Origin of the sequence: Sinomonas cellulolyticus (assembly GCF_014656475.1) — a bacterium.
GTDB lineage: Bacteria > Actinomycetota > Actinomycetes > Actinomycetales > Micrococcaceae > Sinomonas > Sinomonas cellulolyticus.
Genome location: NZ_BNCM01000001.1, coordinates 120,581 through 143,579 on the forward strand (window position 1 = coordinate 120,581; position 22,999 = coordinate 143,579).

At 67.8% G+C, this 22,999-nt stretch carries 22 protein-coding genes; 13 read left to right on the top strand and 9 right to left on the bottom strand.

All coding sequences use genetic code 11. From position 1 onward, the window contains the following. Window positions 1-11: 11 nt before the first annotated feature. Window positions 12-1,985, bottom strand: a complete 1,974-nt coding sequence (locus tag IE231_RS00535) for a M13 family metallopeptidase (RefSeq protein WP_189691990.1) — start codon at window positions 1,983-1,985, stop codon at window positions 12-14. Between the two features lie 192 nt (window positions 1,986-2,177). Here IE231_RS00535 and leuA point away from each other — a divergent pair, with 192 nt between their 5' ends. The 3 genes from leuA (at window position 2,178) to IE231_RS00550 (ending at window position 5,668) form a co-directional block, all read left to right on the top strand. Beyond that, the gene (gene leuA / locus IE231_RS00540; protein ID WP_189691991.1) at window positions 2,178-3,923 is read left to right on the top strand and encodes a 2-isopropylmalate synthase; all 1,746 of its coding nucleotides are present in this window, start codon (window positions 2,178-2,180) and stop codon (window positions 3,921-3,923) included. 92 nt (window positions 3,924-4,015) lie between these two features. Next, entirely contained in the window at window positions 4,016-4,780 is a 765-nt protein-coding gene (gene recO, locus IE231_RS00545; RefSeq protein ID WP_189691992.1) for a DNA repair protein RecO, read from the top strand. A gap of 42 nt (window positions 4,781-4,822) precedes the next feature. After that, a complete protein-coding gene (locus tag IE231_RS00550; protein ID WP_189692280.1) occupies window positions 4,823-5,668 on the top strand; it encodes an isoprenyl transferase in 846 nt (281 codons plus the stop codon). Here the strand turns inward: IE231_RS00550 and IE231_RS00555 are convergent. Further along, window positions 5,632-6,594 carry an alpha/beta hydrolase gene (locus tag IE231_RS00555; protein ID WP_189691993.1) on the bottom strand — a complete coding sequence of 321 codons (963 nt, stop codon included), beginning with the start codon at window positions 6,592-6,594 and terminating at the stop codon, window positions 5,632-5,634. The genes IE231_RS00550 and IE231_RS00555 overlap by 37 nt on opposite strands. A gap of 65 nt (window positions 6,595-6,659) precedes the next feature. On the opposite strand from IE231_RS00555, the gene IE231_RS00560 reads away from it, so the two are divergent. Next, window positions 6,660-7,742 carry a quinone-dependent dihydroorotate dehydrogenase gene (locus IE231_RS00560; protein WP_189691994.1) on the top strand — a complete coding sequence of 361 codons (1,083 nt, stop codon included), beginning with the start codon at window positions 6,660-6,662 and terminating at the stop codon, window positions 7,740-7,742. Between the two features lie 133 nt (window positions 7,743-7,875). Here IE231_RS00560 and IE231_RS00565 read toward each other — a convergent pair whose 3' ends face one another. Beyond that, entirely contained in the window at window positions 7,876-8,460 is a 585-nt protein-coding gene (locus IE231_RS00565; protein ID WP_189691995.1) for a DUF3043 domain-containing protein, read from the bottom strand. Between the two features lie 96 nt (window positions 8,461-8,556). On the opposite strand from IE231_RS00565, the gene IE231_RS00570 reads away from it, so the two are divergent. From IE231_RS00570 to IE231_RS00595, 6 genes are all read left to right on the top strand, one after another. Continuing rightward, complete coding sequence (locus IE231_RS00570) at window positions 8,557-9,972, top strand: dipeptidase (protein WP_189691996.1); 1,416 nt, start codon at window positions 8,557-8,559, stop codon at window positions 9,970-9,972. Window positions 9,973-10,079: 107 nt separating this feature from the next. Then, a complete protein-coding gene (gene erpA / locus IE231_RS00575; RefSeq protein ID WP_189691997.1) occupies window positions 10,080-10,445 on the top strand; it encodes an iron-sulfur cluster insertion protein ErpA in 366 nt (121 codons plus the stop codon). A 214-nt stretch (window positions 10,446-10,659) separates the two neighbouring features. After that, window positions 10,660-11,517, top strand: coding sequence for an aa3-type cytochrome oxidase subunit II (ctaC, locus tag IE231_RS00580; protein WP_229866404.1), 858 nt, complete (start codon window positions 10,660-10,662; stop codon window positions 11,515-11,517). Between the two features lie 6 nt (window positions 11,518-11,523). Beyond that, the gene (ctaD, locus tag IE231_RS00585; protein ID WP_189691998.1) at window positions 11,524-13,245 is read left to right on the top strand and encodes an aa3-type cytochrome oxidase subunit I; all 1,722 of its coding nucleotides are present in this window, start codon (window positions 11,524-11,526) and stop codon (window positions 13,243-13,245) included. Continuing rightward, window positions 13,242-13,643: a cytochrome c oxidase subunit 4 gene (locus tag IE231_RS00590; protein WP_189691999.1), complete on the top strand. Its 402-nt coding sequence runs from the start codon at window positions 13,242-13,244 to the stop codon at window positions 13,641-13,643. The genes ctaD and IE231_RS00590 overlap by 4 nt, the downstream gene beginning before the upstream one ends. A 192-nt stretch (window positions 13,644-13,835) precedes the next feature. After that, window positions 13,836-14,573, top strand: coding sequence for a GntR family transcriptional regulator (locus IE231_RS00595; RefSeq protein ID WP_189692282.1), 738 nt, complete (start codon window positions 13,836-13,838; stop codon window positions 14,571-14,573). A 98-nt stretch (window positions 14,574-14,671) separates the two neighbouring features. Here IE231_RS00595 and qcrB read toward each other — a convergent pair whose 3' ends face one another. The 4 genes from qcrB to ctaE form a co-directional block, all read right to left on the bottom strand. Continuing rightward, window positions 14,672-16,366 carry a cytochrome bc1 complex cytochrome b subunit gene (qcrB, locus tag IE231_RS00600; protein ID WP_189692000.1) on the bottom strand — a complete coding sequence of 565 codons (1,695 nt, stop codon included), beginning with the start codon at window positions 16,364-16,366 and terminating at the stop codon, window positions 14,672-14,674. Beyond that, on the bottom strand, window positions 16,363-17,409 hold the full coding sequence (qcrA, locus tag IE231_RS00605) for a cytochrome bc1 complex Rieske iron-sulfur subunit (RefSeq protein WP_189692001.1): 1,047 nt from the start codon (window positions 17,407-17,409) through the stop codon (window positions 16,363-16,365). The genes qcrB and qcrA overlap by 4 nt, the downstream gene beginning before the upstream one ends. Before the next feature lie 95 nt (window positions 17,410-17,504). Next, on the bottom strand, window positions 17,505-18,287 hold the full coding sequence (gene qcrC, locus IE231_RS00610) for a cytochrome bc1 complex diheme cytochrome c subunit (protein WP_189692002.1): 783 nt from the start codon (window positions 18,285-18,287) through the stop codon (window positions 17,505-17,507). A gap of 69 nt (window positions 18,288-18,356) precedes the next feature. Next, complete coding sequence (ctaE, locus tag IE231_RS00615; protein WP_229866405.1) at window positions 18,357-18,995, bottom strand: aa3-type cytochrome oxidase subunit III; 639 nt, start codon at window positions 18,993-18,995, stop codon at window positions 18,357-18,359. A gap of 177 nt (window positions 18,996-19,172) precedes the next feature. Here ctaE and trpD point away from each other — a divergent pair, with 177 nt between their 5' ends. Next, window positions 19,173-20,237, top strand: a complete 1,065-nt coding sequence (gene trpD, locus IE231_RS00620; protein ID WP_189692283.1) for an anthranilate phosphoribosyltransferase — start codon at window positions 19,173-19,175, stop codon at window positions 20,235-20,237. A gap of 65 nt (window positions 20,238-20,302) precedes the next feature. Here trpD and IE231_RS00625 read toward each other — a convergent pair whose 3' ends face one another. Then, window positions 20,303-20,581, bottom strand: a complete 279-nt coding sequence (locus IE231_RS00625) for an Lrp/AsnC family transcriptional regulator (protein WP_189692004.1) — start codon at window positions 20,579-20,581, stop codon at window positions 20,303-20,305. Window positions 20,582-20,621: 40 nt separating this feature from the next. After that, window positions 20,622-21,020, bottom strand: coding sequence for a DUF3054 domain-containing protein (locus IE231_RS00630; protein WP_189692005.1), 399 nt, complete (start codon window positions 21,018-21,020; stop codon window positions 20,622-20,624). A gap of 163 nt (window positions 21,021-21,183) precedes the next feature. Here IE231_RS00630 and IE231_RS00635 point away from each other — a divergent pair, with 163 nt between their 5' ends. Then, window positions 21,184-21,549 carry a YciI family protein gene (locus tag IE231_RS00635; RefSeq protein WP_189692006.1) on the top strand — a complete coding sequence of 122 codons (366 nt, stop codon included), beginning with the start codon at window positions 21,184-21,186 and terminating at the stop codon, window positions 21,547-21,549. Between the two features lie 4 nt (window positions 21,550-21,553). Continuing rightward, window positions 21,554-22,771 (top strand): RNA polymerase sigma factor, encoded by a 1,218-nt coding sequence (locus tag IE231_RS00640; RefSeq protein WP_189692284.1) that lies wholly within the window; start codon window positions 21,554-21,556, stop codon window positions 22,769-22,771. Window positions 22,772-22,999: the final 228 nt, after the last annotated feature.

Sequence of the window (22,999 nt, forward strand, 5' to 3'; positions counted from 1 at the left end):
GGCGCGTCGGGCTACCAGATCGTGACCCGCTCCTCGGGGGCGAGCCACATGCCGTCGCCCTCAGACACTCCGAACGCGTCATGGAAGGCGTCGAGGTTCTTCACAATCGCGTTGGTCCGGAATTCGTTGGGGGAGTGGGGATCGATCGAGAGGCGGCGGATCGTTTCCTCGGGCCGACAGACCTGACGCCATACCGCCGCCCACGAGGCGAAGAACCGCTGGGCGCCCGACATGCCGTCGATCACCGGTGCCTCCTCGCCGTCCAGGCTGAGCAGGTACGCCTTGTACGCGATGCCGAGGCCGCCCAGGTCCCCGATGTTCTCGCCCAGCGTGAGCCTGCCGTTGACGGTGTGGCCCGGCGTCCCTGCGGGGGAGAGGACGTCGAACTGGCCGACGAGCCGCGCGGTGAGCGTCTCGAAGGCCTTTCGGTCCTCGTCGGTCCACCAGTTCCGCAGGGCGCCGGTTCCGTCGAACTGGGATCCTTGGTCATCGAAGCCGTGCCCGATCTCGTGGCCGATCACCGCAGCGATGGCCCCGTAGTTCACCGCCGCGTCATTGCCTGGGTCGAAGAACGGCTGCTGGAGGATCGCGGCGGGGAAGACGATCTCGTTCATCAGCGGGTGATAGTAGGCGTTGACAGTCTGGGGAGTCATGAGCCACTTCACCCGGTCCGCGGGTTTGCCGATCTCGTCGAGGAGCCGATCGAGCTCCGCTGCGTTGGCACGGCGGACGTTGCCGAGGAGGTCAGCCTCGTCGACGACCACGGGGGAGAAGTCGATCCACTCATCCGGGTAGCCGATCTTGGCGCGGAAGGCGGAGAGCTTCTCGAGGGCGCGAACGCGCGTCTCCTCACTCATCCAGCCCAGCACGGAGATGCTCTGCCGGTAGGCCTCGATGATGTTCCCGACGAGTTCCTGCATCGCCGCCTTGTGGCCCTCGGGGAAATGCTCGGCCACGTACAGCCGGCCAACGGCCATGCCGAGCCCGGCCTCGACCGCCCCGACACCACGCTTCCAGCGTTCCTTGTTCTGGGGGGTGCCGGAAAGCACGGTGCCGTAGAACGCGAAGTGGCGGTCCACGAACACTGCGGACAGGTAGGGGGCCGCGGAGCCGAGAAGATGGGCCGTGAGCCAGTGCTTCCACGACTGCAGCGGGGCCTCCTCCAGGAGGCGGCCGATCCCTTCGACGTACTCCGGATTGCCCACCACGAGCTCCGCGCGCGCCTCAGGCACGACGCCGGTCGCGTCGGCCCAGGCGGGGAAGTGCCCGAACGCCGCGGTCACCTCGGCCTCGGTGCGCAGGTTGTACGTCTTCTGGGGGTTCCTCAGGGTCACACGGTCCCAGTGCAGGGAAGCGATGCGCTTCTCCAGGTTCAGGACATCCGCCGCGTCCTGTTCTGCGGTGGACGAGCCGAGGAGCGCGAAGGCATCCCGCAGGTACGATTCGTAGGCGCTCAGGACCTCGGCGAACTTCTCATCCCGGTAATAGGACTCGTCGGGAAGGCCGAGGCCGCCCTGACCCGTGTAGAGGATCACCCGGTCGGGGTTGCCGGCGTCCGGTGCGGCGTAGTAGCCGAAGATCCCCTCTGTGCCACCGCGCCCGAGGCGGGCCGAGGCCGTCACGAGCGATGCGACGTCGTGCACCGCGTCCACCTCCTCAAGGAGGGGCTGCAGCGGTGCGGCGCCGAGCCGCTCGATCTGCTCGGTGTCCATGAAGGAACGGTAGAAGGCGCCGATCTTGGCCTCGTCGGTGCCCTCCGCATGCTCCGACCCGGCCAGCCCTTCAATGAGGGCGCGCACGTTCGCCTCCGCCTCGTCGCGGAGCTGGACCATCGTTCCGACGAGCGCCCTGTCGGCCGGTATCTCGGTCGAGCTGAGCCATCCGCCGTTGACGTGGCGGTAGAGGTCGTCCTGAGCGCGGACTCCCTCGTCGAAGTACTGGCGGTCGATTCCGGACGGCGCGTCCCGTCGCGTGGGGCTTGTCATCTTGCCTCCTGAGTAGGTGGGTTCATCTTAGGCAGTGATATCGTGGCTTCCGTGCCCATCGCGCTGCTTCTTCTTAGCTGCCGTGGCGGGGCCTTCTAGCCGCTGATCCGGTGTAGGCCGATCCCCGCCGCGGAGTCTTCACGTGCCCCGGCCGCCACGGATCGTCCGCTAAGAAAGGCCTACAGTAAAACCATGCGCAACGCTCAGAAGCCCTCGGGGATGCCCGTCCACCGCTATATCCCCTTCCACGAGCAGATCACCGTCGAACTGCCGGACCGGACGTGGCCTGACAAGCGGATCGAGAAGGCGCCGCGCTGGTGCGCGGTTGACCTCCGCGACGGGAATCAGGCGCTCATCGACCCCATGAGCCCGGCCCGCAAGCTCAAGATGTTCAAGCTCCTCGTCGAGATGGGCTACAAGGAGATCGAGGTCGGATTCCCATCCGCCTCGCAGACCGACTTCGACTTCGTCCGCCAGCTCATTGACGGCAACCACATCCCCGACGATGTGACCATCCAGGTCCTCACCCAGGCCCGCGAGCACCTCATCGAGCGCACGTATGAGGCTCTGGCCGGGTCGAAGCAGGCGATCGTCCACCTCTACAACTCGACATCCGTGCTCCAGCGCCGCGTCGTGTTCAACTCCGACGAGGACGGCATCCTGGACATCGCTGTCCAGGGGGCCCTCCTGTGCAAGAAGTACCAGGAGATGATCCCGGACACCCACATCACGTACGAATACTCGCCCGAGTCGTTCACGGGCACCGAGCTCGAGTACGCAGCGCGCGTGTGCAACGCCGTCGCCGAGGTCTTCGAGGCGAGCGCCGACAACCAGGTCATCGTGAACCTCCCGGCGACGGTGGAGATGGCCACGCCGAATGTGTACGCGGACTCGATCGAGTGGATGAGCCGGAACCTGCACCCGCGCGAAGGCATCATCCTCTCGCTCCACCCGCACAACGACCGCGGCACGGGCGTGGCCGCCGCCGAGCTCGGCTACATGGCCGGTGCGGACCGCATCGAGGGCTGCCTCTTCGGCAACGGCGAGCGCACTGGGAACGTGGACCTCGTCACGCTCGGCCTGAACATGTTCGTCCAGGGCATCGACCCGATGATCGACTTCTCCAACATCGACGAGATCCGCCGCACCGTCGAGTACTGCAATCAGCTGCCCGTGGGGGAGAGGGTCCCCTACGGCGGCGATCTAGTCTTCACCGCCTTCTCGGGTTCGCACCAGGACGCCATCAAGAAGGGCTTCGAGGCCCTCGAGCGGGATGCCAAGGCTGCTGGGAAGGAGGTCGACGACTTCACGTGGCAGGTGCCGTACCTGCCGGTCGACCCCAAAGACCTCGGCCGAAGCTACGAGGCGGTCATCCGGGTCAACTCGCAGTCGGGCAAGGGCGGTGTGGCGTACCTGCTCAAGAACGAGCACAGCCTCGACCTGCCGCGTCGTGCACAGATCGAGTTCTCCGGCGTGGTCCAGCGGCACACCGACACCGCGGGCGGCGAGGTGAGCGCGGCCGAGCTGTGGAGCATCTTCAGCGACGAATACCTGCCCTCGGGCGACGACGGCAAGGCCTGGGGCAGGTACGCCCTCGGCCGCGTCACCTCTGACACGGCCGAGGACGGCAGCATGACCCTCACGGCGGCCCTCAAGGTCGACGGCGAAGTGGTCGAGCGCATCGGCACCGGCAACGGTCCGATCGCGGCGTTCCTGGACATCCTCGCCGGCGAGGGTGTAGACGTCCGCGTGCTCGACTACAGCGAGCACGCCCTTTCCGAGGGAGGGAACGCGCGAGCGGCCGCCTACGTCGAGTGCGCCGTCGGGGACCGGGTCCTCTGGGGGGTCGGCATCGACCCGAACACGTCGATGTCGGCGCTCAAGGCAGTCATCTCCGCCGTGAACCGCGCGCTGCGCGACGCGGAGGTCACCGCCTGAGGGTGACGCGCCCAGGCCTAGAGTAAGGCAGCGCACGACGGCGGCGGGGCGGCTCCCGCCGCCGTCCTGCGTTGCGTGGGAGAATGGATCCCGTGCCCGAATCGACGTTTGCCTCCCGGAGCTACCGGGATGATGGCGTTGTGCTGCGCACCCACAAGCTCGGGGAGGCCGACCGTATCGTGGTGCTCCTGACCCGGGGGCACGGCCAAGTGCGAGCGGTGGCCCGCGGGGTGCGGCGCACGTGGAGCCGCTTCGGCGCCAGCCTCGAACCGTTCATGGTCGCAGACCTCCAGCTCGTGCACGGCCGGTCGCTGGACATCGTGAGCCAGGCGGCCGCCCGGGCCAGCTACGGTGCGGCCATCGCAGCGGACTACTCGCGGTACACGGTCGCCGCCGCCATGGCGGAGACCGCCGAGCGGCTGACGGCGTCGGAGGCGGAGGCGGCCGCCGCGCAGTACGCGCTGCTCGTGGGCGCCCTCGCGGCCCTCAGCCGAGGAGCGCACGCCCCGGGCATCATCCTGGATTCCTACCTCCTGCGGGCCTTGGCCACGGCCGGCTGGGCACCGAGCTTCACGGACTGCGCGCGCTGCAGCGAGCCCGGTCCGCACTCGGCCTTCAACGCCGCTCTCGGCGGCATCGTCTGCAGCTCGTGCCGACCGCCTGGCTCCCCGGCCCCGGCGCCGGCGACGGTTCGCCTCCTCGCAGCGCTCCTCTCCGGGGACTGGCCCACGGCGGACGCGTCCGAGCCTCCCCACCGGCGGGAGGCGGCCGGCCTCGTGGCGGCCTACACCCAGTGGCACCTCGAGCGAGCGGTAGGCTCCCTCAAGCTCGTGGAGCGGGAGCCCGCAGGACCCTGACCCCCTCTGACCACCCCACAGAACCGAACGGTGACCCAGCACGTGACGACCACCCCCTCCCATCGCGCACGGCCCACCCGGGGCCAACGCCCGGCCCCGATTGCTCCCTTCCCGCACCCCTCCGGTGCCACCGCGCCCGACATTCCACGAGAGTTCATTCCCCGGCACGTGGCAATCGTGATGGACGGCAACGGGCGCTGGGCCAACCAGCGGGGGCTGCCCCGCATCGAGGGGCACAAGGCCGGGGAGCCCGCCCTTCTCGACGTGATGGCCGGTGCTATCGAGCTCGGGATCGAGTACGTGTCGGTGTACGCCTTCTCAACTGAGAACTGGAAGCGGTCGCCGGAGGAGATCCGCTTCCTCATGGGGTTCAACAAGGATGTGCTGCGGCGGCAGCGCAACACCCTCGACTCGTGGGGCGTGCGGATCCGGTGGGCCGGCCGGCGCCCGAAGCTGTGGACTTCTGTGATCAAGGAGCTCGAGGAGGCCGAGGAGTACACGCGCGAGAACACCGTCTGCCACCTGACGATGTGCGTGAACTATGGCGGCCGGGCAGAGATTGCCGACGCTGTGGCCGCCATCGCGCGCGACGTCGAGGCCGGCCGGCTCAGCGCGCGCAGCGTGGGGGAGAAGACGGTCCAGCGTTACCTCGACGAGCCCGATCTGCCGGATGTCGACCTCTTCCTGCGCAGCTCCGGTGAACAGCGGCTGAGCAATTTCCTCCTCTGGCAGTCCGCCTACGCGGAGATGGTCTTCCTCGATACCCTCTGGCCTGATGTCGACCGGCGCACCCTCTGGGAGGCCGTGGAGATCTATGCGCGGCGCGATCGCCGATACGGGGGCGCCGTGGATCAGAGCGCGTCGAGCCACCGCCCCAATCGGCCGTAGGCCTCGTTCCTCACCGGTGCGGGGGAGAGCAGCACGTCGTGCAGGCCACCCTCGACCAGCGCCTCCTCAAGGTGCACGCAGACCCGGGACGCCGCACGGCGCATCGGACCGATGGAGAGCACGGCGTCGGTGGCGCGCATGCTCTCCCGCCAGACGGGCCCGATGTCCGAGGTCGTCGAGGCCAGGAGCAGCACGGGCAGGTCGAGCCGGGGCCCTGCGCGGAGCATCCGCTGCCCCTCGAGCACACCGTGCAGCCAACCGGCCCGCACCGGGAAGGCGTTACGGGGACGCAGATCCTCGCGAAGTTCCCATTCGCCGCCGGCTTCCTTGGCCACGGCCCTCCAGAAGTAGCCGCGCGAGGGCAGGGGGAGCCTCTGCCGGGGCCACCGCACCGAAACCGGCCGGAGGGCCGCTTCCAGGACCCTCCCCGCGACGGCCCCGCCGTGCGCCACCAGCCAGGGGCTGCTGAGGATGACCCCCGCGAGGTCGGCCGGAAAGCGCTGCGCATACAGGGCGGCGGCCAGCCCGCCCGTCGAATGGCCCATGAGGACCGGCGGCACACCGGCGTCAGCCTTCACCGCCGCCACGGCAGCGCCGACGCTCTCGAGGTAGTGCTCGGCCGAGCCCACAAATCCGGGCATCTCGCCGGCTTCCATGCTGCGGCCGTGCTCGGGCAGGTCCAGTGCGTAGAATCCATAGCCGCGGCCGGCCGCGAAGTGTCCCAGCTCGAGGTTGAAGAAGTAGTCACTCCACCCGTGGACGTACAGGAGCGCTCCCGCAGGTCCAGCGCCGGCGGCGACCACGCCGCCGTCGTCCGGATGCGCGCGGTATCGGATGAGGGTGCCGAGCTCGCCGTGCCGACCCCGCCCGAGCGGGGCGGACTCCACGCCGCGCCCCAGGAAGTCCGGGGTCCACGCCAGCGCCATCGATACCCCCTCGCCTCGCTCCGTTGCCTCCCTCCGAGGGTAGAGGGCCATGGGAGACTAGTGCCATGCGCTTCTACCCCTTCTTCTTCCGTGCTGCCTTCTCGTGGATGGACGCCGAGCGCGCCCATCGCATCGGTTTCGAGGCGATCCGCGCGGTGCACGCGTGCGGTCTGGGGAGGGCGCTCGAGCGGTTCACGGCCCCTGGGCCCGCGCTGCGGACCGAGGCCTTCGGCGTGGTCTTCCCCTCTCCGTTCGGCCTCGCCGCCGGCTTCGACAAGGAGGGTCGCGCCATCGAGGCCCTTGCCGAGCTGGGGTTCGGCCACATCGAGGTGGGCACGATCACCGGTCAGGCGCAGCCGGGCAACCCGAAGCCGCGCCTCTTCCGGCTCATCGAGGACCGGGCCGTGGTCAACCGGATGGGATTCAACAATGACGGCGCCCGCGCCGTCGCACCTCGCATCGCCGCGGCGCGCGCGGCACTCGAGGCGCGGTACGGCGCGTCCCGTCCGGTCATCGGGGTCAACATCGGCAAGACCAAGACCGTCCCGCTCGAGGACGCCGTCGAGGACTACCGTTTCAGCGCCCGCGAGCTTGCTCCCGTTGCCGACTACCTCGTGGTCAATGTCAGTTCCCCCAACACGCCGGGGCTGCGCCTCCTGCAGAGCGTGGAGTCACTCCGGCCGCTGCTCACGGCTGTCCGCGAAGAGTCCACGGCCGCCGCGGGCCGCCGTGTGCCGCTGCTGGTCAAGATCGCACCGGACCTCTCGGACGAGGATGTCGACGACGTCGCGGGGCTCGCGCTGGATCTCGGCCTCGACGGGATCATCGCGACGAACACCACCATCGGACGGGAGGGGCTTGTGAGCGCCGCGGAGAAGGTGCAAGCGGCGGGGGCCGGCGGCCTCTCGGGTGCGCCGCTCAAGGGGCGTTCGCTCGAGGTGCTCCGACGGCTCCGCGCCGCGGTCGGCGACCGGCTTGCGCTCGTGGCCGTGGGTGGCGTCGAGACGGCGGACGACGTGCGGGAACGCCTCGAAGCGGGGGCGTCGCTCGTGCAGGGGTACACGGCGTTCCTCTATGAGGGCCCGTTCTGGGCGGCGTCCATCAACCGCAGGCTCGGAGCGCGCACCGCGGTGGGCGCTGAGCGCTGACCATCGCCTCACCCTGGTGATGCCGCGGCACAAAGGCTGCCGGCACAACAAGGGCACCGGGCAGACAACGGCGGCGCGGCACCCCCGGGGGGTGCCGCGCCGCCGCGCATTCGCTTCTGTGTGGCCCGTGGCCTCAGCTCGGGTACTGCCCCCGCTTGACGAGGGCCTTCGGGAGCCGGAGCGGGCGGAACTGCAGCGCCCTCATGCTGCCGTACCAGACCGTTCCGCGCTCTACGTCGCCGAACTTTGCCACAAGCCGCTTCTTGAGCTGGCGCGAGAGCCAGAAGGTGTCAAGGAAGACAAGGATGAAGACGATCCAGAAGGCTCCGAGGATGTAGACCTGCGCCTGGGCGGCCTGGGGGACGATGAACGAGATCACGACGAACGCGAGCGCCGCGAACATGAGGTACTCGCCCAGGTTGAAGCGGGAGTCCACGAAGTCCCTCGCGAACCGCTTCTGGGGGCCTCGGTCCTTGAACGGCATGTGCCGCTCATCGCCGGTCTCGAGCGCGCGGCGCACGCGCTGGCGCTCCTCCGCGGCCGCCTGGCGCTCGGCGACCTTCGAGGCCTTGCGGTCCGTGGGCACAAGCGGGCGCCTGCGGGCCGCCTCCTGATCCTTGCGCCTCGGAGTGGGGGCACCCTTGCCCGAAAGGGGGGCATCGGGTTCGGCGGGCTGCCCGGGGCTCTCGGCGGCGGGCTCGTTCTTACGTCCAAACACGCCTCAAGGATACCGGTACCGCGCCACTGGCCTGCCCCGGGTCCGCCGTTGGGAAAGGGCATTGATGCTCAGGCGACACGCTTGTACCGTGAAGCCATGGCTTCACAACTGACCCACCGCGTGGCCGACGCCGATGTCGCGGCGCTCCGCTCCGCCGTCGCCCGCCGCTTTCCCGAGACTGTCGGCGAACTCTCCTCCCTCGTCGCAGTGCCCGGCATCGCGTGGCCCTCGTTTCCGCAGAGCGAGCTCGACCGGAGCGCGAAGGAAGTCCTGCAGCTCGTGCGCGCGGCCGGGATTGACGACGCCGAGATACTCCGCGCCCCGAGGCCGGACGGCAGCGAGGGCGGCCCCGCCGTCGTCGCTCGCCATCGGGCGGCTCCCGGCCAGCCCACGGTACTGCTCTACGCCCACCACGACGTGCAGCCTCCCGGTGACCTGTCCCTCTGGGAGACCGAGCCGTTCGCCGCAACCGAGCGGAACGGCCGGCTCTACGGCCGGGGGAGCGCCGACGACAAGGCCGGGCTGCTCGTGCATCTCGCCGCGTTCCGTGCGGCAAGAGAGGTCCTCGGGGACCGCTTCGGACTTGGCGTGACGCTGTTCATCGAGGGGGAGGAAGAGTTCGGCTCGCCGTCGTTCCGAGCGTTCCTCGAGTCGTACCGAGAGGAACTCGCCGCCGACATCATCGTTGTTGCGGACTCGGGAAACTGGGCCGTCGGCCAGCCGGCGCTGACCACCAGCCTGCGAGGACTTGCCGACGGCACGTTCGAGGTGGCCGTTCTGGGGCACTCGGTCCACTCCGGTGTGTTCGGCGGCCCGATCCTGGACGCTCCCACCATTCTGGCGCGGCTCATCGCGACCCTCCACGACGACGACGGCAACGTCGCCGTTGCCGGTCTGGTGGCGCAGGACGACGCGGACATCGACTATCCCGAAGACCAGTTCCGGCGGGACGCGGCCGTTCTCGACGGCGTCAGGCTTGCTGGAACCGGCAGCATCGCCGCCCGGCTCTGGCTCAGGCCTGCCCTGTCCATCATCGGCATCGACGTCCCCTCCGTCGATGTTGCATCGAACACGATCCAGGCGCGGGCGCGGGCCAAGTTCAGCCTGCGGCTGGCTCCGGGGCAGGACCCCGACGCAGCGATGGAGGCGCTCCGGGCGCATCTGGAGGCCAACGTCCCCTTCGGTGCGCACCTCACCTTCACACCCAAAGAGAAGGGAAACGCCTACCGCGCCGATATGGACTCCGCGGCGGCGCAGACTGTGCTGTGGGCCTTGGGGGAGTCCTGGGGCGTCCCCGCTGTGCGCACCGGAATGGGCGGGTCCATCCCCTTCATCGCAGACCTCAAGGAGGTCTTCCCGGATGCCGAGGTGCTCATCACGGGCGTCGAGGACCCGGACTCCAGGGCACACAGCGCCAACGAGTCGCTCCACCTCGGCGACTTCGAGAAGTGCATCCTTGCGGAGGCGCTCCTCCTGGCCGCACTGCACGCCGAGACGCCAGCGAGCCTGTGACCTGCCGCTCAAGGGGTTGGCAGGTGCTGACCTCTGGGTCGTAGCATGGATAGAAGCCACACGAGGCCCGGCGGAGGACCTCCACCGGGCGCGAGAGAAGGTATGGAATGAGTACTGCAATCAATGAGCCGGCCGAGGCGCTTGCCTCGCACGAGGTCCAGCTGACCGACGTTGCGGCCGACAAGGTCCGCAGCCTCCTCGAGCAGGAGGGCCGGACGGACCTTCGCCTGCGTGTCTCGGTCCAGCCCGGCGGCTGCTCCGGCCTCATCTACCAGCTGTACTTCGACGAACGGCTCCTCGACGGGGACGCCGTGCGCGACTTCAACGGGGTAGAAGTGGTCGTCGACAAGATGAGCGTGCCATACCTTGCCGGGGCGACCATCGACTTCGAGGACACCATCTCCAAGCAGGGCTTCACGATCGACAACCCCAACGCACAGGGGTCCTGCGCATGCGGTGATTCCTTCCACTGATTCCGGACGCTGCCGGTTGCGGTCGCGCCTCGAATGGGACCTGAAAAGGCCCATACGAGGCGCGGCCGACGCGTCTGCGGAACATGTGGGATATTGGCGCGGGATAGCTGTAAGCTCTACACCGAGTAGTAAAACTATGTCGCCCGGTGCCATGCGCGGGAGCTCGCCTGCCGCGCTGCCACAGGGAACGACGCACCAAGAGGAAGGGCCGTCTGTGAGGTCGCAGAACCGAACCAGCAGCCAGCGAACTCGCATCATCACGGCTTCGGCAGCAGCCGTCGTCGGTGCGCTCGCTCTGTCTGGATGTTCATCCGAGGTACAGCGAGGCTGGCTGCCTGGCGATAGGAACACCACGAGCAACACCCCGATCATCACGGATCTCTGGGTGAACTCGTGGATCGCGGTCGTGATCGTCGGCGTCATCACCTGGGGCCTGATGCTGTGGTGCATCGTTGCCTACCGGCGCCGCAAGGGCACCACGGGCTTCCCCCGCCAGATCAGCTACAACCTGCCGATCGAGATCTTCTACACGGCGATCCCGCTCTTCCTCATCTTCACCTTCTTCTACTTCACCGACCGCGACCAGCGCGCCATCGACAACCCGAACACCAACCCGGACGTCACGGTGAGCGTCGTGGGCAAGCAGTGGTCCTGGGACTTCAACTACAAGAAGGGCGGCCTCGTCAAGGATGACGTGCATGAGGCCGGCGTCCAGGCCCAGCTGACCGGCCAGGCCATCGACCTCAACACGCTCCCAACGCTGTACCTGCCGGTGAACAAGTCCGTAACGGTCGAGCTGACCTCCCGTGACGTTGTCCACTCGTTCTGGGTCCCCGCGTTCATGCAGAAGCGGGACATGTTCCCGGACAAGATCAACTACATGTACTTCACCCCGCAGAAGGAAGGTACTTACGACGGCAAGTGCGCCGAGCTCTGCGGCGAGTACCACTCCGAGATGCTCTTCCGCGTGAAGGTGGTCCCGGAGGCTGAGTTCCAGGCACACCTCGCTGGTCTCGACAAGGGCCTCCTGGACACGAAGTACGACCGCAACCCGAACCAGAACCAGAAGTAGGGGACCATGGCTACCTACACACAGTCGCCCTCAGCGGGCGCCGTGAGCGCACCGGTGGTGCCCACGTCCAAGGGACGCATCGTCGTCAACTGGATCACCTCCACCGACCACAAGACCATCGGGTACATGTACCTGATCGCCTCGTTCGTCTTCTTCTGCATCGGCGGCGTGATGGCGCTGCTCATCCGTGCCGAGCTCTTCGAGCCGGGGATGCAGATCCTCCAGACGAAGGAGCAGTACAACCAGCTCTTCACGATGCACGGCACGATCATGCTGCTCATGTTCGCGACCCCGCTCTTCGCCGGCTTCACGAACGTGATCATGCCGCTTCAGATCGGTGCGCCGGACGTGGCGTTCCCGCGCCTGAACGCGCTGGCCTTCTGGTTCTTCCTCTTCGGGTCCACGATCGCCACCGCCGGCTTCATCACCCCGCAGGGCGCGGCGTCGTTCGGCTGGTTCGCCTACGCCCCGCTGTCGAACACCACCTTCACGCCGGGCGTCGGCGGTGACCTGTGGGTCTTCGGCCTCGCGCTCTCGGGCTTCGGCACCATCCTCGGCGCGGTCAACTTCATCACGACGGTGGTCTGCATGCGTGCCCCCGGCATGACCATGTGGCGCATGCCGATCTTCACCTGGAACACGTTCATCACGTCCATCCTCGTCCTGATGGCGTTCCCCCCGCTCGCTGCGGCACTGTTCGGCCTCGGCGCCGATCGCCGCTTCGGCGCGCACATCTTCGATCCGGAGAACGGCGGCGCCGTGCTGTGGCAGCACCTGTTCTGGTTCTTCGGCCACCCCGAGGTGTACATCATCGCCCTGCCGTTCTTCGGCATCGTCTCCGAGATCTTCCCGGTCTTCAGCCGCAAGCCGATCTTCGGCTACAAGGGCCTGGTCTTCGCGACGATCGCGATCGCGGCCCTCTCCGTCAGCGTGTGGGCACACCACATGTACGTCACCGGTGCGGTGCTGTTGCCGTTCTTCGCCTTCATGACGATGCTCATCGCCGTTCCGACAGGAGTGAAGTTCTTCAACTGGATCGGCACGATGTGGCGTGGCTCGCTGACCTTCGAGACGCCCATGCTCTGGAGCATCGGCTTCCTCATCACGTTCCTCTTCGGTGGCCTGACCGGCATCATCCTCGCCTCACCGCCGCTCGACTTCCACGTCTCCGACACCTACTTCGTGGTGGCCCACTTCCACTACGTGGTCTTCGGCACGGTCGTCTTCGCGATGTTCGCTGGGTTCTACTTCTGGTGGCCGAAGTGGACGGGCAAGATGCTCAACGAGCGACTCGGCAAGATCCACTTCTGGCTGCTGCTCATCGGCTTCCACGGAACCTTCCTCATCCAGCACTGGCTCGGCGTCATGGGCATGCCCCGCCGCTACGCCGACTACCTGCCGCAGGACAACTTCGAGTGGATGAACCAGTTCTCGACGATCTTCTCGTTCGTGCTCGGCGCCTCGATGATCCCGTTCTTCTGGAACGTCTACATCACGGCCCGTCACGGGAAGAGGGTCCTCGTGGACGATCCCTGGGGCTTCGGCGGCTCCCTCGAGTGGGCGACGTCGTGCCCGCCGCCGCGCCACAACTTCACCTCGCTTCCGCGCATTCGCTCGGAGCGTCCGGCGCTCGACCTTCACCACCCCGAGCTCTCGGCCGTCGGGGCCGTGCAGCACGCGGGGGCCGCTGCCGCCCTCTCCGCCGAGCGTAAGGACGCCGCCAAGTGAAAATCGAGACGATGATCTTCGCCATCGTTGGCGTGTTCTTCCTCCCTGTATCGATCGTCTACGGGTTCCTGACCCACTGGACGGAATGGGTGGGCATCCTCGCCCTGCTCCTCTGCTTCGGCTTGGGGATCATGATCAGCTCGTACCTCATGCTCACCGGCCGCCGCGTCGGCCTCCGGCCTGAGGACCGCGAGGACGCCGAGATCCATGAGGGCGCCGGCGAGCAGGGACACTTCAGCCCCTGGAGCTGGTGGCCGCTCATGCTCGGTGCCTCCGCAGCGATCAGCTTCCTCGGAGTAGCCGTTGGCTGGTGGATCCTCTTCATCGGTGCGGGCCTCGCTCTGGTCGCGCTGGTTGGCTGGGTCTTCGAGTACAGCCGCGGAGACCACGCGCACTGACTCACACTGTGGGCGAAAGGCCGGTGGCCGGTGTTTCCTTCGGGAGCACCGGCCACCGGCCTTTCGCGCACCTCATACCGAAGCGCGTGCCTCTGCTCTTTGTGTCAGGATTGAGATCAGAAACGTTCGAGGAGGACTGTGCACAACGCCGAGGGGATCTCGGGCGAGCTCGACCGCACCTCAAGGACGGCGATGTACGTCCAACTGCGCGAGATCCTTCGATCCCACATCACCACCAAGCTCACCCCGGGAGCAGCGCTGCCCTCGGAGCGTGACCTGTCCCTGCGCTTCGGCGTGGCCCGCATGACTGTCCGACAGGCCATCGACGCGCTTGTCGCAGAGGGCGTCCTCGACCGAATCGTAGGGCTCGGCACCTTCGTGAGCCGCCCCAAGCTCGACCTCCAGATGAAGCTGACGTCCTACTCGGAGGAGATGCAGCGCCGCGGAATGGTCCCGGACGCGCGCGTCCTGAGCTTCGAGCTCATCGGCGCCTCGGCGTACCTCGCGCGCGAGATGCAGATCGATGAAGGGACGCCCGTGGTGCGCTTCCGGCGCCTCCTGCTTGCCGACCAGGAGCCGATGAGCGTCGACGAGAACTACATCGTCGCCAGCCGGGTTCCCGGCATCGTGGATGGCCCTCCGCCCGCATCCCTCTACCAAGTCCTGAGCGAGCGCTACGGACTCATCATGGAGTGGGGAGAGGACACCATCGAGGCGACGGCGGCATCGCCGTCGACCGCACGCCTTCTGAATGTCGAGATGGGCTCGCCGCTGCTGAAGATCCAACGTCACGCCTACGTCGCGAAGTCGGTCGTGGACTACTCGGTCTCGTACTACCGTGCCGACCGCTACAAGCTCTGGGTGCCCCTGCAACGGCCGGGAGTCCGGTCGCCCCGTAGATACTCCTCGCAGCGCTTCCAAGCTCCCTAGCGCGTCACTGGCGCCCTCTCCGATGGTGTGCGTAGATGGGTAGGGCCCCGCACCTTGCGGTGCGGGGCCCTACCCATCTGGCTCCGGGATGCTGCGGTTCAGCGGCCCAGAGGCTTGACTTCCTCGCGCGCCTCGACGGCCTCGTGGTGCCCATGGGCGTGGGCTGCCTCGAGCTCGGCCGGAGTCACGGGAGCGACCCGGTCCTCGAAGAACCACTTCGACAGCTTGGCCCGGCGGCGCTCCGTGCGGTTGACGACGCCCTTGGCATTCGGCTGTGCCGGGAGCGGCCTCGGGGACTCGAAGCCCACGAGGCGGTAGCGCTTGTACTCGTCCACAGGTGCGTGAACCTCGATGAACTCTCCATGGGGGAGACGGACAATGCGGCCCGTCTCGCGGCCGTGGAGGGCGATCTCGCGATCCTTGCGCTGGAGCGCGAGCGCGATCCTCTTGGTCACGACGAAGGCGATGATCGGTCCCACGAAGAACAGTGCCCGCAACCAGTACGTGACATCGTTCAGCGCGACGTGGAAGTGGGTCGCGATGAGGTCGGACGACGCCGCGGCCCACATGACGCAGTAGAACGTGAAGCCGGCCATGCCGATCGCGGTGCGGGTCGGGGCATTGCGCGGACGGTCGAGCACGTGGTGCTCACGGTCGTCCTTCGTGATCCACCGCTCGATCCACGGATACGTGAACAGCACGGTGAACACGATGCCCGCCGGCACAAGGGCCGGGAGCAGCACGTTGAGCGTGAGGGTCTGCTGGCCGATCACGAACTCGAAGTGCTGGCGGTAGCCGTCAACGGCGCCCAGGACGCCGGGCATCAGACGCAGGGCCCCGTCGACCCAGCCGATGTACCAGTCCGGCTGGGTGCCGGCGGACACGGGGGAGGGATCGTACGGGCCGTAGTTCCAGATCGGGTTGATCGTGAAGAAGGCTGCCATGAGTGCCACGACGCCGAACACGATGAAGAAGAACCCGCCGGCCTTGGCCGCGTAGACCGGTCCGAGGGGGTAGCCGACAACGTTGCCGTCGTTCCGGCCCGGTCCGGGGTACTGGGTGTGCTTGTGGACCACCACGAACACGAGGTGGAGCGCCACTAGCATCAGGATCATGGCCGGCACGAGCAGGATGTGCAGCACGTACAGGCGGCCGATGATCGCGTTGCCCGGGAACTCGCCGCCGAAGAGGAAGAACGAGATCCATGTGCCGATGACCGGGATCGACTTGATCACGCCGTCGATGATGCGCAGGCCGTTGCCGGAGAGCAGGTCATCGGGGAGCGAATAGCCGGTGAAGCCGGCCGCCATGCCCAGGATGAGCAGGACGCCGCCGATGACCCAGTTCATCTCGCGGGGCTTGCGGAAGGCACCGGTGAAGAAGACCCGGAGCATGTGGACGCTCATGGCGGCCACGAACAGCAGAGCGGCCCAGTGGTGGACCTGGCGCATGAACAGGCCCCCGCGCACCTCGAACGAGATGTGCAGCGAGGACTGGTATGCGACGGACATCTCCATGCCCCGCAGCGGCACGTAGGCCCCGTCGTAGTGGGTCTCCGCCATGGACGGGTCGAAGAAGAACGTCAGGAAGGTGCCCGACAGCAGCAGGATGACGAAGCTGTAGAGGGCGACTTCGCCGAACATGAACGACCAGTGGTCCGGGAAGACCTTGCGGCCGAATTCGCGCACAAGGGCCGACGTGCCGGTGCGCTGGTCGACGAAGTCGGCGATGCGGCCGACCTTGGTCGGTGGCTGGTAGGCCGGTGCCTGATAGGTGGAGGCGGTGCCGCTCACGAGTACTCACGCTCCCAGTAGCTAGGTCCAACAGGTTCGTGGAAGTCCGACGTGGCCACGAGGTAGCCGTCGGCGTCAACCTCGATCGGCAGCTGCGGCAGCGGGCGGCTCGCCGGCCCGAAGATCACCGCGCATTCGTGCGTGAGGTCGAAGGTCGACTGGTGGCACGGGCACAGCAGATGGTGTGTCTGCTGCTCGTACAGGGCCACGGGGCAGCCGACGTGCGTGCAGATCTTCGAGTAGGCAACGATGCCGTTGTAGTTCCAGGACTCGCGGCCGGGGGAGACGTGGAGGTCTGCCGGGTTGAGGCGCATGAGCAGGACGACGGCCTTGGCCTTCTCGTTCAGCTTCCCCTCGGTGAGGTCGTTGAGACCCTCGGGGATCACGTGGAAGGCCGAGCCGATCGTCACATCCGAGGCCTTGATGGGGGTGCCGTCAGGGTCGCGGGTGAGACGGACCTTCTTGCCGTCCTTGGGGGCCCACAGGGTGTGGCGGAGCTTGTCGTTCGCATTGGGGCCCAGATCGCCGAAGACGGCCAGCGCCGGCAGCGGTGCCAGGGCGATCGCTCCGATGAGGGTGTTCCGGATCAGGGGCCGGCGCTTGATGCCGGTCTCCTCGATGATGTCGTCGACGATCTTGACGGCGGCGACCCGGTCTTCCTCAGTGCGGACCGGGTGCCGCGACTCGGAAACCTCGTGGTCCGGCATGAGGGCCTTCGCCCAGTGGACGATGCCCGTGCCGATGCCCAGCATGGCGAACGCGGTTCCGATGCCGAGCAGGATGTTCTGCAGGCGGATGGTCGGGATCGTCGAATCGTGGCCCAGGTCGATGGCGAAGTACGACACGAGGAACACGATGGTTCCGATCACCGAGATGATGAACAGTATCGTGACCTGGCGCTCAGCGCGCTTCGCAGCCCTGGGGTCGGTGTCGGACAGACGGAGACGATGCGGCGGGAGACCCGGGTCCGCGAACTTCTCTGTCTGACCAGCCGTAGCTACGGCGTCCCCGCTCTGGGGATAGCCGTCACTATGGTTGCCCATATTTCCCCTCATCCTTCCTGGCCCCCGGCATTCCGGGGACGGTGTTCAAATCAATGCCGCCACGGGGACGGCCCATACTGCGATGCGCTGATGCGTCAGGACGTGCGAGACGTCAGCCAGATCGTGAAGGCGATGATGACGCCGAGGCCCGCAACCCACACGAACAGGCCCTCGGAGACCGGACCGAGCGAACCGAGGTCGTTGCCTCCGGGGGAGCCCTGGGACTCAATGGTCTGCAGGAACGTGATGATGTCGCGCTTGCCCTCAGGCGAGATGTTCGCGTCCGAGAAGACGGGCATGTTCTGCGGGCCGGTCGCCATAGCCTCGTAGATGTGCTGGGCGCTGACGCCGGCGAGCGACGGTGCGAACTTGCCACGGGTCAGGGCGCCGCCAGCGGCAGCGGCGTTGTGGCACATGGCGCAGTTCACGCGGAAGAGCTCACCGCCGTGCGTTGCGTCGCCCTTTCCGTCAAGCATGGCCTCGTCGGGGAGGGCCGGGCCGGGGCCGAGGGATGCCACGTAGGCGGCGAGCTGCTTGGTCTGGTCCGCGTTGAACTGGACCGGCTTCTTCTGGGCCTGGGGACCGTTCATCTGCATCGGCATGCGGCCGGTGCCTACCTGGAAGTCGACGGCGGCGGCACCGACGCCCACGAGCGAGGGACCTGCGGCCGTGCCGGAGGCGCCCATGCCGTGGCACGTCGCACAGTTGGCGACGAAGAGCTTCTGACCCTCGCTGACATCCGACGCCGAGTAGCTGGTGTCCGCCTTGGCCTGAGAGGCGTTGATGAATGCGTAGAGTCCGCCGGTCATCAGCAGCCCCATGACCAACAGTGCGATGACTGCCAGCGGGTGACGCCGCTTCTGCGAGAGTGCCTTCACGAATCCGTTCCTATCCGTTCCTGCCGCCGCCCTACGGCGCGGTCCCGAAATCTGCTGTAGTGCTGTGGGCTATCTGAGGACGTAGATGACCAGGAAGAGCCCGATCCAGACGACGTCCACGAAGTGCCAGTAGTACGAGGTGACGATCGCCGAGGTGGCCTCGTAGTGGCCGAACCGCTTGGCGGCGAAGGCGCGCCCGATGATGAAGAGGAAGGCCACGAGGCCGCCCATCACGTGAAGGCCGTGGAAGCCCGTGGTGATGTAGAACGCGGAGCCGTAGGCGTTGGCGTCGAGGGTCACATGCTCGGAGACGAGCATGGCGTACTCCGTGGACTGGCCCGCCACGAAGAAGGTGCCCATGAGGAACGTCAGGATGAACCACTCGACCATGCCCCACTTCGCGAAGGCGAAGAGGCCGCCGCTGCGGCGCGGCTGCAGCCGCTCGGCCGCGAAGACACCCATCTGGCAGGTGAAGGAGCTCGCCACGAGGACGATGGTGTTCACCAGGGCGAACGGGAAGTTGAGCTTGGATGTCTCCGCTGCCCAGAGGTCGCTCGAGGCGGCTCGCAGGGAGAAGTACATGGCAAAGAGACCGGCGAAGAACATCAGCTCGCTGGACAGCCACACCACGGTTCCGACGGAGACCATGTTGGGGCGATTCAGCGTGGGATGTGCCGGGGTTGTCGGGGCATGAGTCGCTGTCGTCACAAGGACATTATGTCTACAAACCCCGGGTTCGCCCAACGCGAACCGCACTATCCGGGAACTTTTTCTACAAACCCTCGAAATCATGCGGATCCGCGGCCGTCCGGGGGAGAGGGCGCGTCACGGGGGCCGGCTGTTTGGGCCACATCTGCGCCGGTCGATAGCATCAGAGGCGTGACTATCGACGCTTCCGGCAGTGCACCTGCCGCTCCGACCCAGCCCTCATGGCGTTCTCTCATCGGTTCTCTCGTGACCGGTAAGGACCTGAGCCAGGCGGAGACCGCGTGGGCGATGGACACGATCATGGCGGGTGAGGCGACCGATTCCCAGATCGCCGGGTTCCTCGTGGGCCTCAAGGCGAAGGGCGAGACCGTGGACGAGCTCGCCGGCCTCGTCAAGGGCATGGTCGCCCGCGCCACGCCGATCAGCATCCCGGGCGAGAAGCTCGACATCGTGGGGACCGGCGGTGACCAGCAGAACACCGTGAACATCTCCAGCACTGCGGCCCTCGTGATGGCGGGTGCCGGGGCGCGGGTCGTGAAGCATGGCAACCGCGCGGCGTCGTCCTCGTCCGGCTCGGCCGATGTCCTCGAAGCGCTGGGCGTCCGGCTCGACATGAGCGTGGCCCGCGTGGCCGAGGCTGCGGAGGCCTGCGGGATCACCTTCTGCTTCGCCCAGGTGTTCCACCCGTCCTTCCGCTTCACGGCGGTGCCGCGCAAGGAGCTTGCGGTGCCGACGATCTTCAACATCCTCGGGCCGCTGACCAACCCGGCCAGGGTACAGGCCTCCGCTGTCGGCGCTGCTGATCCGCGCATGGCCCCGCTGATCGCGGGCGTCCTGGCCGAACGCGGCAGCCGCGGCCTGGTCTTCCGGGGCGACGACGGCCTCGATGAGCTGACCATCACGACGACGTCCCGCGTGTGGGAGGTGCGCGGCGGCCAGGTCGTCGAGTCCGTGCTCGACCCCGCGGACCTCGGCATCCCGCGTGCTCCCTTGGAGCACCTCCGTGGCGGCGACGCCGCCCACAATGCTGAGGTGGTCCGGCGCACCCTGGCCGGGGACCGCGGTCCGGTGCGCGACGCCGTCGTGCTCAATGCGGCGGCGGGACTCGTGGCCTACGACCTCGAAGCCGAGGGCCCCCTTCTGGACCGCCTCGCGGTGGCGAAGCGCCGCGCCGAAGAGGCCATCGACTCGGGCGCAGCGGCCCGGGTGCTGCAAGCATGGGTGGATTTCACGCGCGGATGACACGCGCAGAGGGGCTGGACCAGTTCAGAGAACGGTCCAGCCCCTCTGCTGTGTCCGGGCGGGACTCATGTGAGCCCGAGGGAGAAGGCGGCCTCGAGGTCGTGGCGTGAGTAGGCGCGGAACGCGATGTGCGTGGTCGTCTCGAGGACGCCGTCCACCTTCGAGAGCCGGTCAGCGACGACGTCGGCAAGCTCCTCGTGCTGGCGCACGCGGGCAATGGCGATGAGGTCCCATTCGCCGGTGACGGAATAGACCTCGCTGATTCCGGGGATCGCGGAGATCTCCTCGGCAGCCTCCGGGATCTTCTTCGAGTCCGTCTGGATGAAGACGAATGCCGTGATCATGGTCCTCCGTTCGACAAGGGGGTCTTTCCCAGAGATCAGCCTAGCGGTCGGCGGTGGCCCTGCGGCCCGCGCGCACGCCGAGGGCGACGGCGCGCCAGCCGACGAGGAAGAGGCCGAGGGTTCCGAGGGCCACGAGGAGGAATGGGGTGGCCATCCCGCCGCCAGTGGCCCATCGCAGGAGCATGCCGATGGCGTAGGTGCCGATCCACACCAGGATGCCGGAGGGCCAGACGGCCAGGGGGCGGCGCCACAGCCGCAGGACGGCCCACGTCGCCGCGAGGCCGACGACGAACGGCCAGGCCGTTGCCAGCACGCCGAGCACCGGGCTGTCGAGGTTGTGCGTGGCGCGGCCGGTGGCGGCGAAGGCGAGCACGACGACGAGGTCTGCCACGGCGGCGAGTGCTGCGGGGCGGGCGGGGGAGACTGACGAGGACTGCATCCCTCAACCCTACGGTGCTACCGTCGTCCACATGGCGGACGGGCCGCGAGGCCGCGTTCGGACTGCCGCGGATTCCTTCGCGGGGCCCTGTCGAAATCCAGCCGCCCCGTTCGTCCAGTAGGCGAGGGCGCCACAGGGGCGCCCACTGCAGGAGGCGAGAGCCATGCCCCAGTATCTGATCAGCATGTACCAGCCCGACGGCGTCGTGCCGCCGCCCGAATTCCTCGCACCGATCATGGCGAAGCTGGCCGAGCTCACCGAGGACCTCAAGGCGGCAGGAGCCTACGTCTACGGCAACGGGCTTACGGACGCCTCTTCGGCCACGGTCCTGCGCGCCGAGGGGGGAGAGGTGCTCGTGAGCGACGGACCGTACCTCGAGGGCAAGGAGCACATGGGCGGCTTTGACATCGTGGAAGCGCCGGACCTCGACGCGGCCCTCGTCTGGGGGCGGCGCTTCGCGGAGATCACGGGCCTGCCCATCGAGGTGCGGCCGTTCGCCGGCATTCCTGCGCCGACAGCGGGAAGCTGACGTCCTGAACGCCTTCGAGGACGCTGTTGCGGCCGTCTTCCGCGAGGAGTACGGCCGCGCGGTCTCCGTCGTCCGGCGCACCACCGGGGACCTCGGGTTCGCCGAGGACGCCGTCCAGGAGGCCTTCGCGGAGGCAACCAGACGGTGGGCGTCCGACGGCGTGCCGGAGCAGCCGGGCGCGTGGATCATCCTCACCGCGAGGCGTCGTGCCGTGGACCGCTTCCGCAGAGAGGCTGCGCGCGGCGGCAAGGAGGCGGCCGCGGCGCTCCTCGACGCGACGGACGACGGCGGTGCCGGCACCCTCGGGGACGATCGGCTCCGACTGCTCTTCACGTGCTGCCATCCCGCGCTCTCCATGCCGGCCCGCGTGGCGCTCGCGCTGCGGGTGGTCGGGGGACTCACGACGACGCAGATCGCCTCGGCCTTCCTCGTCTCCGAGGCGTCGATGGGCCAGAGGATCTCGCGGGCGAAGGCGAAGATCCGGGACGCGCACATCCCGTACCGGATCCCATCCGTGCAGGATCTGCCGGAAAGGCTCTCGGGGGTTCTCGCTGTGATCTACCTGATCTACAACGAGGGGTATTCGGCGACGCTGGGAGAGCCGCGGGAGCGCGCCGGGCTGTGTGCCGAGGCCCTGCGGCTGGCCCGCGTCGTTGTGCGGCTCATGCCTGAGGAGCCGGAGGCCCAAGGACTCCTCGCGCTCCTGCTCCTGTCCGAGTCCCGCAGCGGCGTGCGTGCCGGGCCTGGGCGAGTCCTCGTGCCGCTTGCCGAGCAGGACCGGTCGCGCTGGAACGCAGCGCTCATTGCCGAGGGCACGGCAATTGTCCAGACCTGCCTCGCCGGGGGGCGCCTTGGGCCCTACCAGCTCCAGGCGGCCATTCAGGCGGTCCATGCGGCGGCGCCCTCGGCCGCGGCGACGGACTGGCACCGCATTGTGCGGCTCTACGACCTGCTCTTCGAGGCGGCACCCGGGCCGGTGGTGCGGCTCAACCGCGCGGTCGCCGTGGCAGAGGCTGAGGGGCCGGCCGCCGCCCTGGAGATCGTCGACGGGCTGCACCTGTCCGGCTACCACGTCTTCCACGCCGTCCGGGCGGAGCTGCTGCGTCGCCTCGGCAGGTGGGACGACGCCGCTCGGGAGCTCGCGGAGGCGGCTCGCCTTGCGCCGGGCGCAGGGGAGAAGGCCTTCCTGCTCGGGAAGCTGCGCGATCTGCAGCGCGGATGAATCCAGACCCCGCGTGCGCACGACGGCGCGGCTCACCGCGGCGGTAATCGAAATCGAACAGGAACTACCACGCATCCCCGGGTGAACAAGTTGACATAATCGACAGCGCGGAATGCCGGGATCCGCTCTCGGAGGGGCCCGAAAATCGCGAAAGGTACCTCTCGCGTTTTTCGGGCCCGAGCGGGGGACGCTTCGATCCACCGCTGTCCCGACTCGGGCGCTCGATAG

What these genes read in the sequence shown, in the direction of transcription:
- IE231_RS00570 (WP_189691996.1), top strand. Translation starts at nt 8,557, where the DNA reads ATGGCTTCACAACTGACCCACCGCGTGGCCGACGCCGATGTCGCGGCG.
- IE231_RS00535 (WP_189691990.1), bottom strand. Translation starts at nt 1,985, where the DNA reads ATGACAAGCCCCACGCGACGGGACGCGCCGTCCGGAATCGACCGCCAG.
- ctaD (WP_189691998.1), top strand. Translation starts at nt 11,524, where the DNA reads ATGGCTACCTACACACAGTCGCCCTCAGCGGGCGCCGTGAGCGCACCG.
- IE231_RS00630 (WP_189692005.1), bottom strand. Translation starts at nt 21,020, where the DNA reads ATGCAGTCCTCGTCAGTCTCCCCCGCCCGCCCCGCAGCACTCGCCGCC.
- qcrA (WP_189692001.1), bottom strand. Translation starts at nt 17,409, where the DNA reads ATGGGCAACCATAGTGACGGCTATCCCCAGAGCGGGGACGCCGTAGCT.
- IE231_RS00555 (WP_189691993.1), bottom strand. Translation starts at nt 6,594, where the DNA reads ATGGCGCTGGCGTGGACCCCGGACTTCCTGGGGCGCGGCGTGGAGTCC.
- IE231_RS00560 (WP_189691994.1), top strand. Translation starts at nt 6,660, where the DNA reads ATGCGCTTCTACCCCTTCTTCTTCCGTGCTGCCTTCTCGTGGATGGAC.
- leuA (WP_189691991.1), top strand. Translation starts at nt 2,178, where the DNA reads ATGCGCAACGCTCAGAAGCCCTCGGGGATGCCCGTCCACCGCTATATC.
- IE231_RS00595 (WP_189692282.1), top strand. Translation starts at nt 13,836, where the DNA reads ATGTACGTCCAACTGCGCGAGATCCTTCGATCCCACATCACCACCAAG.
- erpA (WP_189691997.1), top strand. Translation starts at nt 10,080, where the DNA reads ATGAGTACTGCAATCAATGAGCCGGCCGAGGCGCTTGCCTCGCACGAG.
- IE231_RS00635 (WP_189692006.1), top strand. Translation starts at nt 21,184, where the DNA reads ATGCCCCAGTATCTGATCAGCATGTACCAGCCCGACGGCGTCGTGCCG.
- IE231_RS00625 (WP_189692004.1), bottom strand. Translation starts at nt 20,581, where the DNA reads ATGATCACGGCATTCGTCTTCATCCAGACGGACTCGAAGAAGATCCCG.